This window comes from Bradyrhizobium sp. CCGB12 (genome assembly GCF_024199845.1).
Classification (GTDB): Bacteria; Pseudomonadota; Alphaproteobacteria; order Rhizobiales; family Xanthobacteraceae; genus Bradyrhizobium.
Map to the genome: position 1 here is coordinate 690,194 of NZ_JANADO010000001.1, position 13,974 is coordinate 704,167.

At 59.9% G+C, this 13,974-nt stretch carries 11 protein-coding genes; 9 read left to right on the forward strand and 2 right to left on the reverse strand.

The features are described 5' to 3' along the window. Nucleotide 1: 1 nt before the first annotated feature. On the forward strand, nucleotides 2-1,012 hold the full coding sequence (locus NLM27_RS03195) for a ketopantoate reductase family protein (RefSeq protein WP_254141957.1): 1,011 nt from the start codon (nucleotides 2-4) through the stop codon (nucleotides 1,010-1,012). Here NLM27_RS03195 and NLM27_RS03200 read toward each other — a convergent pair. Both NLM27_RS03200 and NLM27_RS03205 read right to left on the reverse strand, forming a co-directional pair. Next, entirely contained in the window at nucleotides 978-2,003 is a 1,026-nt protein-coding gene (locus tag NLM27_RS03200; protein WP_254141958.1) for an alpha/beta fold hydrolase, read from the reverse strand. The two genes, NLM27_RS03195 and NLM27_RS03200, sit on opposite strands and share 35 nt — an antisense overlap. 1 nt (nucleotide 2,004) lies before the next feature. After that, nucleotides 2,005-4,440, reverse strand: coding sequence for a xanthine dehydrogenase family protein molybdopterin-binding subunit (locus NLM27_RS03205; RefSeq protein ID WP_254141959.1), 2,436 nt, complete (start codon nucleotides 4,438-4,440; stop codon nucleotides 2,005-2,007). A gap of 156 nt (nucleotides 4,441-4,596) precedes the next feature. On the opposite strand from NLM27_RS03205, the gene NLM27_RS03210 reads away from it, so the two are divergent. The 8 genes from NLM27_RS03210 (at nucleotide 4,597) to NLM27_RS03245 (ending at nucleotide 13,811) form a co-directional block, all read left to right on the forward strand. After that, on the forward strand, nucleotides 4,597-5,238 hold the full coding sequence (locus tag NLM27_RS03210; protein WP_254141960.1) for an isochorismatase family protein: 642 nt from the start codon (nucleotides 4,597-4,599) through the stop codon (nucleotides 5,236-5,238). A gap of 22 nt (nucleotides 5,239-5,260) precedes the next feature. Then, nucleotides 5,261-6,355, forward strand: coding sequence for a 2,5-dihydroxypyridine 5,6-dioxygenase (locus tag NLM27_RS03215; protein WP_254141961.1), 1,095 nt, complete (start codon nucleotides 5,261-5,263; stop codon nucleotides 6,353-6,355). Nucleotides 6,356-6,390: 35 nt separating this feature from the next. After that, on the forward strand, nucleotides 6,391-7,542 hold the full coding sequence (locus NLM27_RS03220; RefSeq protein ID WP_254141962.1) for an ABC transporter substrate-binding protein: 1,152 nt from the start codon (nucleotides 6,391-6,393) through the stop codon (nucleotides 7,540-7,542). A 58-nt stretch (nucleotides 7,543-7,600) separates the two neighbouring features. Next, nucleotides 7,601-8,635, forward strand: coding sequence for a branched-chain amino acid ABC transporter permease (locus NLM27_RS03225; RefSeq protein WP_254141963.1), 1,035 nt, complete (start codon nucleotides 7,601-7,603; stop codon nucleotides 8,633-8,635). Beyond that, complete coding sequence (locus NLM27_RS03230; RefSeq protein WP_254141964.1) at nucleotides 8,636-10,414, forward strand: ATP-binding cassette domain-containing protein; 1,779 nt, start codon at nucleotides 8,636-8,638, stop codon at nucleotides 10,412-10,414. Then, nucleotides 10,411-11,193 carry an ABC transporter ATP-binding protein gene (locus NLM27_RS03235; protein WP_254141965.1) on the forward strand — a complete coding sequence of 261 codons (783 nt, stop codon included), beginning with the start codon at nucleotides 10,411-10,413 and terminating at the stop codon, nucleotides 11,191-11,193. The genes NLM27_RS03230 and NLM27_RS03235 overlap by 4 nt, the downstream gene beginning before the upstream one ends. Nucleotides 11,194-11,220: 27 nt before the next feature. Further along, nucleotides 11,221-12,003 carry a GntR family transcriptional regulator gene (locus NLM27_RS03240; RefSeq protein WP_254141966.1) on the forward strand — a complete coding sequence of 261 codons (783 nt, stop codon included), beginning with the start codon at nucleotides 11,221-11,223 and terminating at the stop codon, nucleotides 12,001-12,003. Between the two features lie 68 nt (nucleotides 12,004-12,071). Next, complete coding sequence (locus NLM27_RS03245; RefSeq protein WP_254141967.1) at nucleotides 12,072-13,811, forward strand: methyl-accepting chemotaxis protein; 1,740 nt, start codon at nucleotides 12,072-12,074, stop codon at nucleotides 13,809-13,811. Nucleotides 13,812-13,974 lie beyond the last annotated feature (163 nt).

The window sequence follows — 13,974 nt, forward strand, 5'->3', positions numbered from 1 at the left end:
GATGGCTGAAAGCATCGGGATAGTGGGACCAGGTGCCATCGGACTACTTCTTGCTCATCATCTGCGCAGAGCTGGCCGCGATGTAACGATTTTGGCGCGGCCCACGGCTGTCGACCAGCTGTCCCGCGACGGCATCGAATTGTTTGGAGCAGACGGTCGCGGCTCGCGGCAACGTGTGAAGGTGGCGGCAGTTCAGGGGGCAGATGGTTTCGACCTACTCATTCTTGCATTGAAAGGACACCAGCTAACCACATCAGCGCGAGAGCTCGAACATCTATTGGAGAGCTCGCGTGTCGTGATGACGGCTATGAATGGGGTTCCGTGGTGGCTCCCGCATGGAAGCGCGAAGGCGCCACGCCAACTGGAGGCTGTCGACGAACAGGGCTTGCTCTCCGCCCTCGTTGATACGGCAAAAGTCGTTGGAGCCGTGGTCAACATAGGCGCCAGGACCGAGCGCGCCGGCGTGGTTCACCACGTCTTTGGCTCGTCTCTTAGCGTCGGCCCTGCTATTCCCTCTGAGATCGAGCGGGCCAGCGCCGTCCTACGAGTTTTTGCCGGATCTGGTATTACGGTAGAACTCGACCCTAACATCCGCAAAAGCTTGTGGCTGAAGCTGCTGAACAATGCCGCACTTAATCCGGTCTCTGTGGTGACCGGTTGGACGCTCAGGGACATTCTGGGTAATTCTGCAGCGCGTGCAGTGGCCGCCGAGATAATGGAGGAAGTCGCGGCGGTGGGGCGTGCGCTGAAGATTATTCAGGAGGTCGATGTCGAGGCCAGGTTAGCCTACAGCGCGACGTTTGGCGCCTTCAAGACGTCGATGCTTCAAGACTTTGAAGCGGGGAGGACATTGGAGACCGCCTCGCTGTGCGACGCAGTTGTCGAACTCGCCAAACACGCGAATGTGCCGGTGCCGACCCTCACCGGCATCATTGCCTTGGTGCGCGCGCGCTGTCTTGGCAATGACATCCCAGGCGCTAACGCGGTCGCCTGTCTTCTAGGACATCGGTGACCGCGCGCTCGATAAAGGCGATGTCAACCGGGTCGGTGCCTCCCGTGCCGGCCCGGTGCCCCCAATCGGACTCGATTACGCGCAGCTCAGCGTCGGCGATCAACTGCACTTCCCGCTCAGAGTCGGCGACTAGAAAATACTGATCTGTTCGACAGGGCATGACGATCGTCCGGGCGCGGATCGCACCGAGTGCGCGCTTCAAGTCGCCGCCGAATGTCTCATTATCGCTGATATCAGCCTGCTGCCACGTGGCGATTTGCGCCAATAGATCGTTCGCATCTCGGCCTTCAAAGGTCTTCTCCCAGTACCGTGTCATGAAGTCTTCGGGACTGGAAAAGCCGAGCATCGTTTGATCCAGTTGCCTGTCATAAAAGCGGTAGCTTAGTGCCCAGGATGCATAGAGGCGCCCGACAGCATGGAGGCCCCCGAGGGGCGGTGTCTCATACTCGCCATTCTTCCAGCTGGCATCGCCGGTGAGGGCTGCCTTCAAACCCGCTAGAAACACGTAGTTAAACCGGCTGGTTCGTGCCGAACCGCAAAACGGAAGGACTCGGGGAACCATGTCCGGATACAGACTGGCCCATTGATAGGCCTGCTGGGCGCCCATCGATCTGCCAATCACCGCATGAAGGCGCTCGATGAGGAAGACTGCCTTCAGCAACGCGTACTGAAGGCGAATGTTGTCGAGTAGCGTAGCGAGAGGAAAGCGACCGCGGTCAAACGGGGCGGGTGTGTTGCTGGGCGACGAGGAGGCGCCGTTGCCAAGTATGCCCGGCACGATCACGAACCATTTGTCGGTATCGAGGGCTTTCCCGGGACCGATGAGCCATTCGTTCGAGGAATGCTTCGTTCCGAACCAGGTGGGAAAAAGCACAGCGTTGTCCTTGGCCCGCGAAAGCGTGCCGTAGGTCTTGTACGCAAGCTTGGCCTCCGGCAGCGTGCCACCGCGCTGCAGCCGAAAGTTGGCGACAGTAAAGATGTTCTCAGACACGTTAGAGGCTCGTCGCTGCAAGGTTTCGAAAGTCGGCTTTCCACCGTCCGTCCGGAAGCTGAGTACCGGCTGAATGCTCTTGCGAGCGCGCGTCGCGGATCGCGTGCCATACCCTGCGCGGCGTCAAGGGCATGTTGATCTCTCGCACTCCCAAGTCCCACAAGGCGTCGACGACTGCGTTCACGATCGCGGCCGGAGCGGCGATACTGCCACTCTCGCCGGCTCCCTTTACGCCCAGCGGGTTGTTGGGAGACAGGGTCTCCTGCGATTCGAACAGGAAGGACGGAAGATCGTCGGCGCGCGGCATCGCGTAGTCCATGAAGGATCCGGCAATCAGCTGGCCGCTGTCGCGATCATAGGTGCACTGCTCCATGAGTGCTTGGCCGATGCCTTGCGCGGCTCCGCCATGCAATTGCCCCTCGACGATCTGGGGATTCACGACCTTTCCGCAGTCGTCGATCGCCGCGAAGTTGCGGACACGGACCTGGCCGGTATCTGGATCGACGATGACCACGGCGAGCTGCATTCCGGAGGGAGTGTTTCGGGCAGGCGGATCGTAGAAGACTGTCTCTTCCAGCCCCATTTCCATGTCCTGCGGGTAGTCGTGACCGCGATAGCACCAGCGCGCGACCTCGGTGAACGTCATCTTGCGGTCGGTGCCCACAAGCTCGAACACGCCCTGCTGGTAAGCGACGTCCTCTGTTGAACATTCCATCAGGTGCGCGAACTGCCGCTTGCACTTATCGATGATGCGTCCGCTGGCTCGCGCGATCGCAGGACCCATGAGGAAAAGCGAGCGGGATCCCCAGGTCCCAAGACCGTTCGGGATGCGGTCGGTGTCACCTTCGACGAGCTCGATATTTTCATAGGGGACCCCAAGCGTGTCCGCCGCGATTTGACAGAACGATGTTTCATGTCCCTGTCCGTGCGAGTGCGTACCGCAAAACAGGGTCACTTTCCCTGATGGATGCACGCGCACGGTGGCGACGTCATATCCTCCGATACGGCGGCCGATCTTCGCCGCGACCCGGCTGGGCGCGCCAGCACAATCGACAAAGCCGGCAAGACCAATGCCCATTCGGATGCCTTGTCCGCGAAGCTTTCGCTGCTCGCGGCGAAGATCGTCATAAGAGGCGAGATTGGTCAGCTTGTTGAGAAGTCCATCAGGGTCGCAGGAGTCGTAGGTCACTCCAATGGTGGTCTCATATGGGCAGTCGGTAGGCGCAATGAAGTTGCGACGCCTGATTTCGCAGACTTCGATGCCGAGATCGCGAGCGGCGTTCTCGAGCAGACGCTCGAGCACGTAGATCCCCTCCGGCCGCCCAGCCCCGCGATAGGCCTCGACGGGTACCGTGTGCGTGTAGACACCCGTGATATGGCAAAAGATCGCCTTCGTCCTGTAAAGGCCGGCCAGAACACGCGGATAGTAGTGCGCAGGAATGCTCGGGCCAAACGCGGTCATGTACGCGCCCAGATTGGCAATCGTCCTGGCTTCTATGCCGAGGATTTCGCCTTGCTTGCTCATTGCAATTCGACAGCGTGTAACGTGGTCTCTGCCGTGAGCGTCGGTAATCAGCGACTCGCTGCGGGTCGCGACGAACTTCACGGGCCGGCCGACTTTCTGTGCCGCCCACAGCACGGCGGCCTCTTCGCCATAGTGAGTATTCTTCGGCCCGAACCCGCCTCCGACGTCAGGAGCCACCACCCGGATCTGATGCTCCGGCACGCGCAGGGAGTCGTCGGCCAGCCAGTTTTTCACCAGGTGGGGGATCTGCGTGCTGGCAGTGAGCGTGTAGTGATCACGTGACTTGTCGTATTCGCCGAGATAGGTGCGCGGCTCCATCGCATTGGCCGTGATACGGTTGGCGACGACCTCGAGCTCACCAACATAGTCCGCGCGCGCGAATGCTGCTCGCACCGCCGCTTCGTCGCCGACCGTGTTGACGAACGTCACGTTCGTCCCAAACTGGGGATGAACGAGCTCTGCTCCCTCTGCCAGGGCATCGGCAGCTTCCACGACAGCGGGCAGGGGCTCATAGTCGACCAATATCCTGTCGAGCGCGTCAAGCGCTTGCCATCTGGTCTCCGCCACGACGACAGCCACTGTGTCTCCGACGTGGCGAACGATATCGACCGCGAACACTGGGCGAGATGCCTCGTTCATGGGCGAGCCGTCCGGAAACCGGACGGGTGCGATCGTCGGCATCTCTCCACGGCCTTCGGCTGCCCACATAGCCCCCGTCAGAACGGCGAGCACCCCCGGCATCTGCGTCGCTTCTGCCGTGTCGATCGAGATGATCCGAGCGTGAGCGAAGGGGCTTCGGACGAAAGCGGCGTGGGTCATTCCCACGCGTTTCAGGTCGTCCGTGTAGCCACCGCGGCCCGTAATGAACCTCATGTCCTCGCGCCGAGGCACGTGGCTGCCAACAAAGCTCATTTTGTCCTCCTAGCCTTATTTGGATACATATCGCACAGCTTTTCGGCGCTGTTAGCCGAATTTTGGCCCTTGCCAAGAAATATTTTTCCTATATGTATACATATCGCCATATGTATACAAATTCTAATTCTAAACAATCCGCCCGTGGGAGGAAAAATGGGTCCTGACGAGATCGAGGTCTTCAAGAGGCAGCAGTTCGGTCACAAGCTTGGATTCGGGCGTTCCCCGGCGCTGCTGATTGTCGACTTCGTCAACGGATTCGTTGACCCGCAGCTTTTCGGAGGAGGCAATATCGCTGCGGCGGCTGCGAGCACGCTGCCCGTGCTGCAGGCTTTCCGTGCCGCCAAATGCCCGGTCGTCTTCTCTCGCATCATCTATGCCGAGGATGGGTCCGACGCGACGGTTCACTGTCTGAAAGTTCCGCGCCTCAAGTCGCTGACCAAGAACAATCCGGCAAGTCACATCATCGATGAACTAGCTCCGGTGCCCGGCGAGATCGTTCTCGATAAGAGGTTGCCGTCGGTCTTCTTTGAGACCGGTCTGCACGGATTGCTGAACGGTCGCGGCGTTGACACCATCGTCGTAACGGGCTGCACGACCAGCGGCTGCGTGCGCGCGACGGTGCTGGATGGGCTGTGCCATGGTTTCCGCCCGATTGTCCCTGCCGATTGCGTCGGCGACCGCGCCCAGTCTCCCCACGATGCAAGCCTGTTTGATCTGTCGCAGAAGTACGCGGACATCGTTCACAGCCAGGACGTGATCGCGTTCCTTTCGCAGCTCAAATCCGTCGCAGCCTGACGACCGCAAAGGAGATTGTCATATGTACTCAGAGAGTCTGAATGATGCCGCGATGTGGCTTGAGGTCTTGCGGCTCTCCCGTGTGAAGCCGGGCGAAACGGTTTGTGTGTTGACTGGCGCTGCTTCGAACGAGCGCAACTTCCGTGCTGCCATGCGCGCATCGCAGGAATTGGGCTGTACGACCTTCCAGCTCCATATTCCGCCGGCCGCGCCGATCCGTACTGTCGGCGCTGACCGAACGTCCTTTGTCGGTGTCACTCCTCTCACCGGGAATCGTGCCGCGATCGAGACGCTGAAGAATGTCTCGTTCGTCGCCGATCTGATGGGGCTCCTGCATTCGCCCGAGCAAATCGAGATCCTGAAAGCCGGCACGCGTATGCTCATGGTGCTCGAGCCGCCGGAAATCCTGGCGCGCATGATTCCCACCGAGGACGACAAGCGGCGCGTCATGGCATGTGACGCGCGATTGCGGCGAGCGAAGACCATGAAGGTGACGTCGGCGGCCGGCACTGACCTCGTTTTGCCGATTGGTCAGTTTCCGTCCTTGCCGGAATATGGATACGCCGACGAGCCCGGTCATTGGGACCACTGGCCGAGCGGCTTTACGTCGACCTGGCCTAATGAGGGGCAGGGTGATGGGACGGTCGTCATTGACGTCGGCGACATGCTCTTTCCGTTTAAGATGTATGCGACGTCGCGGATCACGCTGCGAATTGAGCGTGGCCTGATCCGATCGATCGAGGGCGGATTCGAGGCCGAATACCTCAAGGAGTACATGGCCAGCTACAACGACCCCGGCGCCTATGGGATATCGCATGTGGGGTACGGTCTGCAGCCGAGGGCGAAATGGACGGCCCTTCAAATGCAGCATGACAAGTCGCGCACTCTCGGGATGGATGGTCGGTCGTTCTACGGAAACTTCCTGTTCTCGACCGGGCCAAATTCCGAAGCTGGCGGTCGCAACAACTCGCCATGTCATATCGATATCCCGATGCGGAATTGCACGGTGCTCCTCGATGGCGAAGCGATGGTGCGGGATGGCGACGTCGTCGCGGCAGATCAGCGCGTGGCGGGTGCTGGGCCTCAGACCGGTGTCCAGCTCGTCGCGGCGGAATAATCATCAAGATTCCTAGGGAGCGTAAGGAGGGTAACATGTGGAAGATCTATTTGGCGGCGGTGCTGGCGACGGTCGCCGGTCCTGCTTTTGGGCAAGTCAAGCTGGGGGCGACGCTGTCGACGACCGGTCCTGCGGCATCGCTCGGAATCCCGGAGCGCAACACGCTTCAACTGCTCCCCAAATCGGTCGGAGGGGTCTCGATCGAGTGGGTCATACTCGATGATGCGTCCGACACGACCGCCGCCCGCAAGAATGCGGAGAAGCTCACGTCGGAAGACAAGGTCGATGCCATCATCGGTTCCAGCACGACTCCCAACTCGCTTGCGATGATCGAGGTCGCCAACGGCGCACAGACGCCGATGATCAGCCTCGGAGCCTCGGCGCGGATCGTCGATCCGATGGACGCGCAACGCCGTTGGGTGTTCAAGACGCCGTACCACGACAGCATGATCGCGGAGACCGTGGCGCGGCACATGAAGTCGACCGGCGTGAAGACGCTGGCCTACATCGGTTTCAATGATGCCTACGGAGAAGGATGGGGCGCGGAACTCCAGAAGGCGGCCGAGCGAAATGGCGTAACGATGGGCGCCTGGGAGAAGTACAATCGGACCGACACAAGCGTCACGGCTCAGGTTCTGAAGGTCATGTCCGCCAATCCGGACGCGGTACTGATCGGCGCATCTGGCACCCCGGCTGTGCTTCCGCAGGTTACGCTCCGTGAGCGCGGCTATAAGGGTAAGATCTACCAGACCTCCGGTGTCATCAATAACGACTTCCTTCGCGTGGGTGGGAAGAACGTCGAGGGCACTCTGCTGCCAAGCGGACCGGTCATCGTGGTCGATCAACTGCCGGACGATCAGCCGACCAAAGCGACCGGTTTGGAGTATAAGAAGCTCTACGAGGAGACCTACGGTCCCAACTCGCTCTCGACATTCGGTGCGAATGCATACGATGCATGGCTTCTTCTCAAGAACGCCATTCCGAAGGCCGCAGCCAAGGCCAAGCCCGGCACGCCGGAATTCCGTCAGGCGCTGCGTGACGAGATCGAGCATACCGCCAACTTACCGGCGACCCATGGCGTATTCAACCTGACTGCGCAGGATCACCTGGGCTTTGCGGTCGATGCTCCGGCAATGATCACCATTCGAAATGGAACGTGGGCTTTCGTTAAAGCCAACGGCTCCTGAGTTCCTCCCTGACTTGGGCCGCTCCTGAACGGAGCGGTCCACCTTTTTTGGAGCTCGCATGAACATCGATATCTTTCTTATTCTAGCGCAGGACGGGCTCGTGAACGCCGCGGTCTACGCCCTCGCGGCGATCGCGCTCGTGCTCGTCTACGCCGTAACGCGCATCGTGTTTGTCCCGCAGGGCGAGTTCGTTGCCTACGGAGCCCTCACCTTCGCTGGATTGCTGGCTGGCGTCGTTCCCATGACGGTGTGGCTGATGCTTGCCGGCTCTGTGCTTCTCTCCACCGTGGACATCTGGAAGGCGTATCGCGGCGGTGTACCGTCAAAGGTACTAGGAAAAGCGCTTTCAGAGATCCTCTATGCGTTGGCCGTCGCATTCGTAGCGTGGCGGTTCGCACCAGGCGGCATGTCTCAGCTTCTCGCAATTCCGCTTACCCTTGCGATTATGATTCCGCTGGGGCCTCAGATCTACCGGCTCGCGTTCGAGCCCATAGCTGGGGCGTCGGTCCTGATGCTCTTGATCGTTGCGACGGCCGTCCACTTCGTCATGGTTGGCGTTGGTCTCCTCGCATTCGGCGCCGAGGGATCGAGAAATCCTCCTGTTGCTGACTTCTCAATGAATTGGGGACCGGTGTTGGTCACGGCCCAGAGTGTGTGGGTGATTGTGGCGTCACTAGCCGGGATTGTGGCTCTGTGGTTGTTCTTCGGTTTCACCCTACGTGGTAGGGCGCTGCGAGCCGTGGCGGTTAACCGCATCGGCGCCAAGCTCGTGGGCATCCGGGGCAAACATGCAGGCAGGCTTACCTTTGCGCTTGCAGCCGCAATCGGTACTTCTTGCGGCATCCTGATCTCTCCGGTGACGACGATCTATTATGATACGGGTTTCCTCATCGGACTAAAGGGCTTCGTGGCAGCTATCATCGGCGGACTGGCAAGCTATCCACTCGCTGCCGTGGGCGCGCTCCTCGTTGGAATTCTGGAATCATATTCGTCCTTCTGGGCCAGCGCCTACAAGGAAGTGATCGTCTTTACGCTGATCATTCCAGTGCTGCTCTGGCGGTCCCTTCGCGGCATCCATTTCGAGGAGGAATAAGTGAACAGGCGTATCCGCAAAGCGGCTCCTTTTGCTATTCTCATCGTCGTCCTCGCGGCCGTATTCGCTTTTGGCAGCGAGTACTGGGTAACGTTGGCCAATTATATCGGCCTGGCCACGCTGGTCGCGCTAGGCCTCGTTCTGCTCACCGGAATTGGCGGAATGACCTCCTTCGGTCAGGCGGCATTCGTTGGCATCGGAGCATATTCGTCGGCAGTTGCCACGACGGGCTTTGGTTTGAACCCGTGGATTGGCCTTTTCTTCGCTTTGATGCTCACCGGACTGTCGGCCTATGTGATCGGCGCCCTGACACTTCGGCTGGCGGGCCACTACTTGCCCTTGAGCACCATCGCGTGGGGTATCGCGCTCTATTTCCTGTTTGGAAATATCGAGATGCTCGGCGGGCAGACCGGTCTCGGCGGTATTCCTCCGATCCGAATTGCAGGCGTCGCGCTAGACACTTCGCGGTCGATTTTCTTTCTGATATGGCTCGCCGTCATGCTTGCGATTGCTGGCGCGACGAACTTGCTCAATTCGGGCCCTGGCCGCGCGATGAGGTCCCTTAAGGGCGGAGCGGCCATGGCGGAGACGTTTGGCATCGACACTGCGTCGGTGCGGGTCAAAACGTTTGTCCTTGCCGCGCTGCTGGCGGGCCTGTCGGGATGGCTCTACGTCCATATGCTTCGCTTCGTGAACCCCACGCCTTTCGGCCTGAACTTCGGTATCGAATACCTATTCATGGCGGTCGTGGGAGGCGCTGGGCTTGTTTGGGGAGCAGTCGTCGGGGCTGCCACTGTAATTATCTCGAAGGAAATTCTTCAGGACTTCCTGCCGACCATCTTGGGCAACGGGGGCAACTACGAGATGATTGTCTTCGGGGTCGTCCTGATTATCTTGCTGCAAAGGGCTCCTGAGGGATTCCTGCATCCGGTCCGGAAGCTTTTCGCAAGTGCGGAGTATACCCCGCTCGATACGGGCACTACGCCCGTCGACCTGCCGATCCGCGACAAGCCAGTGCCAGAGTCGGACGTCCTGGTGGTATCCGATCTCGGCAAGCGGTTTGCCGGCCTGGTTGCACTAGAGGGGTTAAGCTTCTCACTCAAGGCGGGCGAGATCGTTGGTGTCATCGGTCCCAACGGCGCCGGCAAGTCGACCATGTTCAATGTGATCAGCGGCGTGCTTTCGCCCACGTCCGGCTCCGTGCAGTTTTGCGGTCGAAACACCGAGCAGTTACCCTCACGCAAGATCGCGGCGGAAGGCATGGCACGTACGTTCCAACACGTGCTGCTATTGCCGACGATGAGCGTGGTCGAGAACGTCATGATCGGTGCCGATCGGCGCGCATCAGCGGGAGTCTTGGCAGCACTCCTCCATCTCGAGCGAGGCAGCGAGAAGGCGGTGCGCCTCGAGGCGTCGAGGCAGCTTGAGAGGGTTGGTCTTGCCCAGTCTGCGCTGGCCGAAGCCGGATCGTTGGCGCTCGGCCAACAGAGAATAGTGGAAATCGCCCGGGCGCTCTCGGCGGATCCAACCCTGCTACTGCTCGATGAGCCGGCCGCGGGGCTGAGGCTGCAGGAGAAGGTGGCACTCGCCAAGACGCTCCGGCAACTCCGGAGAGAGGGCGTGTCGATCCTGATCGTCGAGCATGACATGGACTTCGTAATGAACTTGGTAGACCGCCTGATCGTGCTCGACTTCGGGCAACGTATTGCCGAGGGGGAGCCGAAGGCCATCCAGTCGGACGCGCGGGTGCTCGAAGCATATCTCGGAGGAGTAGAGTGAGCGATCTTCTGGTAGTGGACCAACTGAGGGTCGCCTATGGCAAGGTCGAGGCCCTCTTCGGCGTGTCGCTCAAGGTGCAGAAAGGGCAGGTGATTTCGGTCATCGGCCCAAACGGCGCCGGCAAGTCCACGCTTCTCAACGCTGTGGCGGGCCTGCTTCCGTGTCGTGGACGCATTTCGTTCCAAGGCGAGGATATCAACTCGTCCGAAGGAGAGGAACGCGTCGAGAACGGCCTTTGTCTGGTGCCGGAGAAACGCGAGCTCTTCGGGTCGATGAGCGTCGAGGATAACGTCTTGCTCGGCGGCTATCCATCGCGGTCGCTAGGCAAAGCTGTTCTGAAATCCCGGCTTGACGATGTCTATTCGAGATTTCCGCGCCTGAAGGAGAGGCGGAAGCAGTATGCGGCGACGCTGTCGGGCGGCGAGCGCCAGATGCTGGCAATTGGCCGTGCACTGATGTGTGCTCCGAAGCTCCTCATGCTCGATGAGCCGAGCCTCGGGCTGGCTCCTCGCATCGTCAAAGAGGTATTCCAGATCGTTGCGGCCTTGCGAGCAGCCGACGTGTCCATTCTGCTGATCGAGCAGAACGCGCGGGCGGCCCTGCAGGTCTCCGACTATGCCTACGTGCTCGAGAATGGCGAAATCTCGATGGAGGGTGAAAGTGCGGTCCTCCGTGATGACCGCCGGATCGTCGAGACCTATTTAGGCATGGGACATTCCTATGAAGATGCCGGATCGGGCATTCAAGACGATCCTCCGAAGAGGTATGCTTCCCGGTAGAGGCTCGAACTCGTACGGAAGGCGAACATGGCGAAGAGGCCTATACCCCAGGACAGACAGGACGCTGTTATCTCCCTCACCGAGGAAGCGATAACTCGCATCCGCGAGATGATCGTGTCCGGGGAGATGCCCCCGGGGACGCATCTTCAGGAGATCCCTATCGCCGATAAGCTCGGCATCTCGCGGACCCCGGTACGCTCCGCGCTAACTACGCTCGCGCAGGAAGGCCTGCTCGTTCCGGGGCCCAAGCGCGGCTACAAAACGCGATCCTTTAGCATCAAGGAGCTCATCGACGCATATAGGGTGAGAGCCTCGCTCGAGGGACTCGCATGCGGACTCCTTGCGCAAATTGGCGTGAATGATGCCATAGGCGACGTGCTGCAGGAGTGTCTCGACTACGGCGATAGAGCACTGGTCCGAGGGCATTTCGCGCAGAAGGATCAGGACGCCTGGGTCGACATGAACGAGCGGTTGCATTCGACGATCTACAAGGCAACGGGCAACGAAATGCTGATCTCCTTCGTCGAGAACGCTCAACGGTTGCCGTTAACGAGTGCGCGAAACGTCCATTGGTATCGGTTCGACGACCGCAACTATTTTCTCGCAAAGCAAGCGCACTCGCATCACCATATCATCGTGAATGCCATTCTGGAGCGGGACTCCGCGCGGGCCGAGGCCGCGATGCGCGAGCACATTCGGTTCTCGTCCGATTTGCTCGCGGAGTACTACCAACAGATGGTCGCAAGTTCGAAAGACTCGGCCGCAGCTGTCGCCGAATTTGCAACCAAACCGCATCTTTTGATCGCGTAAAAACTGCGTTCGTCTGCGGGGGTCGGCGGCCGCAACGATAGGAGTGCCGGCTCGGTGGAGAGGGGCTCATGTGGGGCGGAAAACTGCGCGCAAAGCTGCGCGTGCTTTCGTTGACGCGTGCTTTTGGAGATTTGGGGCTTCGTACCAAGATATTGTTGGCGTTCGCAACTGTGGCGGCACTCTTTCTGGCGAACGTTGCCGCTATTTATATCGGGTACGAACGGATCAAGACCGCAGACGCCGCCTTTAGGCACAGTGCGGAAACGGCCGGTGAGGCGAAGGATCTCGATCGCGCTCTCACGACATATCATTCTCTCGCTCGCTATTCTGCCGTAACCGCCGATAAGAGCGATGCGAAGGCAGCTTTGGCAGCGGAAAGCGAAATCAGGGCAGCGATTGGCAAGTTCACGGAAGCGGAAGCGGAAGCGGAAGCAGGCTTGCGAGCACGTGTATTGGAGGTCAAGGCGCAGTTCGAGAACTTCGCCAGGATATTCGCGCAGCTCACCAAAGCGTTGAACAATGGTCCTGCTCCAGGGCAGGAGGATGAACTCCGCGCCTTAGCGGAGCGCATGGGCAGAGTGTCTGGGGCCATGATGCAAACGTCAAGTGACGTCGCTGCTGGCCTTGTTGCCGAGCAAAAATCGATCGCTGGTGAACGAGATGCGACAGTATCTGCGACGGAAGGGCTGGTGGAAACGCTGACTGGTGCGCAGCTGCTTCTAAGCATGTTGCTAGCCCTCGCGCTTGGGAATGGTCTGTCCCGGCCGATGACCGCGCTTTGCGCTGCGATGCGTGAAATGGCCTCCGGTCGGTTTGACGTTATCTTGCCGGGGCTGCTCCGAAAGGACGAAATTGGGCAGATGGCCAATGCCGTGGAGGCGTTCAAGCTGGCGGCCATTTCAAAGGCAGAGCAGGAGGCTGCGGAAGAGGCAGAGCGGACCCGCACAGCCACCGTGGCGCGGCGAGTCGAACTTGTCCGATTCGCAGAAGAGTTCGAAGCAGCGGTTGGAACCATCGTCTCCAACGTTTCAGCGTCTGCCGAGCAGCTAGAAGCGGCCGCCCGCGACATGATCTCGGCGGTTGGAAGCACGCAAAGCTTATCAGGCCGCGTGACCAGCATTTCGGAGGACTCGTCCTCCAACGTCAGGTCGGTTGCGGCTGCGGCAGAACAACTCGCCGCGTCAGTCGCTCAAATCAAGAAGCGCGTGCAGGAATCGGAAAGCATTGCGCGTGATGCAGTGGGCCAAGCCAAAGAGACGGATGCGAGAATAGCGGAGCTGTCCGGCGCGGCTCGCGAGATCGGAGAAGTCGTCAAGCTGATCAGAGAGATTGCTGAACAGACGGATCTGCTCGCGCTGAACGCCGCTATCGAGGCGGCTCGCGCCGGTGACGCAGGCCGGGGATTCGCGGTGGTTGCCGCGGAGGTGAAGTCGCTTGCGAGCCAGACAGCGAGCGCGACCGAGCAGATTTCGGCTCACATCTCTGGAATGCAAGGAGCAACAGAGCGGTCTATTGGCACGATTCAGGAGATTGTTGGCACTATCGATCGTATGTCGACCATTTCAGAGGTGGTGTCGACTGCCGTCGAGCAGCAGGGCCTGGCAACGGACGAAATTGCGCGGAATGCGCAAGGCGTGGCGGCGGGGACCTCCGCGGTGGTCGAGAACATTGTCGAGGTTAATCGCAGCGCTGCACAGACCTCGTCGGCTGCAGACGAAGTGCTCAAGTCAGCCCGCTTGTTGTCTGAAGATAGTGTACGGCTGAAGCGCCAGCTTGACGAGTTCATGGCGACGATGCGCGCGGCTTGACCGATCTTGCGTTTGTAAACTGCGACGAAAACGGCGAAAGCCCTTTATGACGCAAGCTTTCGGTTGCCGCGCAGGCTCTGGCTCTTCGTGCATTCTCGTGTCTTGAGTCACCGGAGATGCATACGGTCGAGTGCATTCACAACAAGACAGCGAAACGTCATTT

Excerpts from the sequence above, each read along its gene's own strand:
- NLM27_RS03195 (WP_254141957.1), top strand. The coding sequence starts at position 2 with ATGGCTGAAAGCATCGGGATAGTGGGACCAGGTGCCATCGGACTACTT.
- NLM27_RS03205 (WP_254141959.1), bottom strand. The coding sequence starts at position 4,440 with ATGAGCTTTGTTGGCAGCCACGTGCCTCGGCGCGAGGACATGAGGTTC.
- NLM27_RS03210 (WP_254141960.1), top strand. The coding sequence starts at position 4,597 with ATGGGTCCTGACGAGATCGAGGTCTTCAAGAGGCAGCAGTTCGGTCAC.
- NLM27_RS03215 (WP_254141961.1), top strand. The coding sequence starts at position 5,261 with ATGTACTCAGAGAGTCTGAATGATGCCGCGATGTGGCTTGAGGTCTTG.
- NLM27_RS03220 (WP_254141962.1), top strand. The coding sequence starts at position 6,391 with ATGTGGAAGATCTATTTGGCGGCGGTGCTGGCGACGGTCGCCGGTCCT.
- NLM27_RS03225 (WP_254141963.1), top strand. The coding sequence starts at position 7,601 with ATGAACATCGATATCTTTCTTATTCTAGCGCAGGACGGGCTCGTGAAC.
- NLM27_RS03240 (WP_254141966.1), top strand. The coding sequence starts at position 11,221 with ATGGCGAAGAGGCCTATACCCCAGGACAGACAGGACGCTGTTATCTCC.
- NLM27_RS03245 (WP_254141967.1), top strand. The coding sequence starts at position 12,072 with ATGTGGGGCGGAAAACTGCGCGCAAAGCTGCGCGTGCTTTCGTTGACG.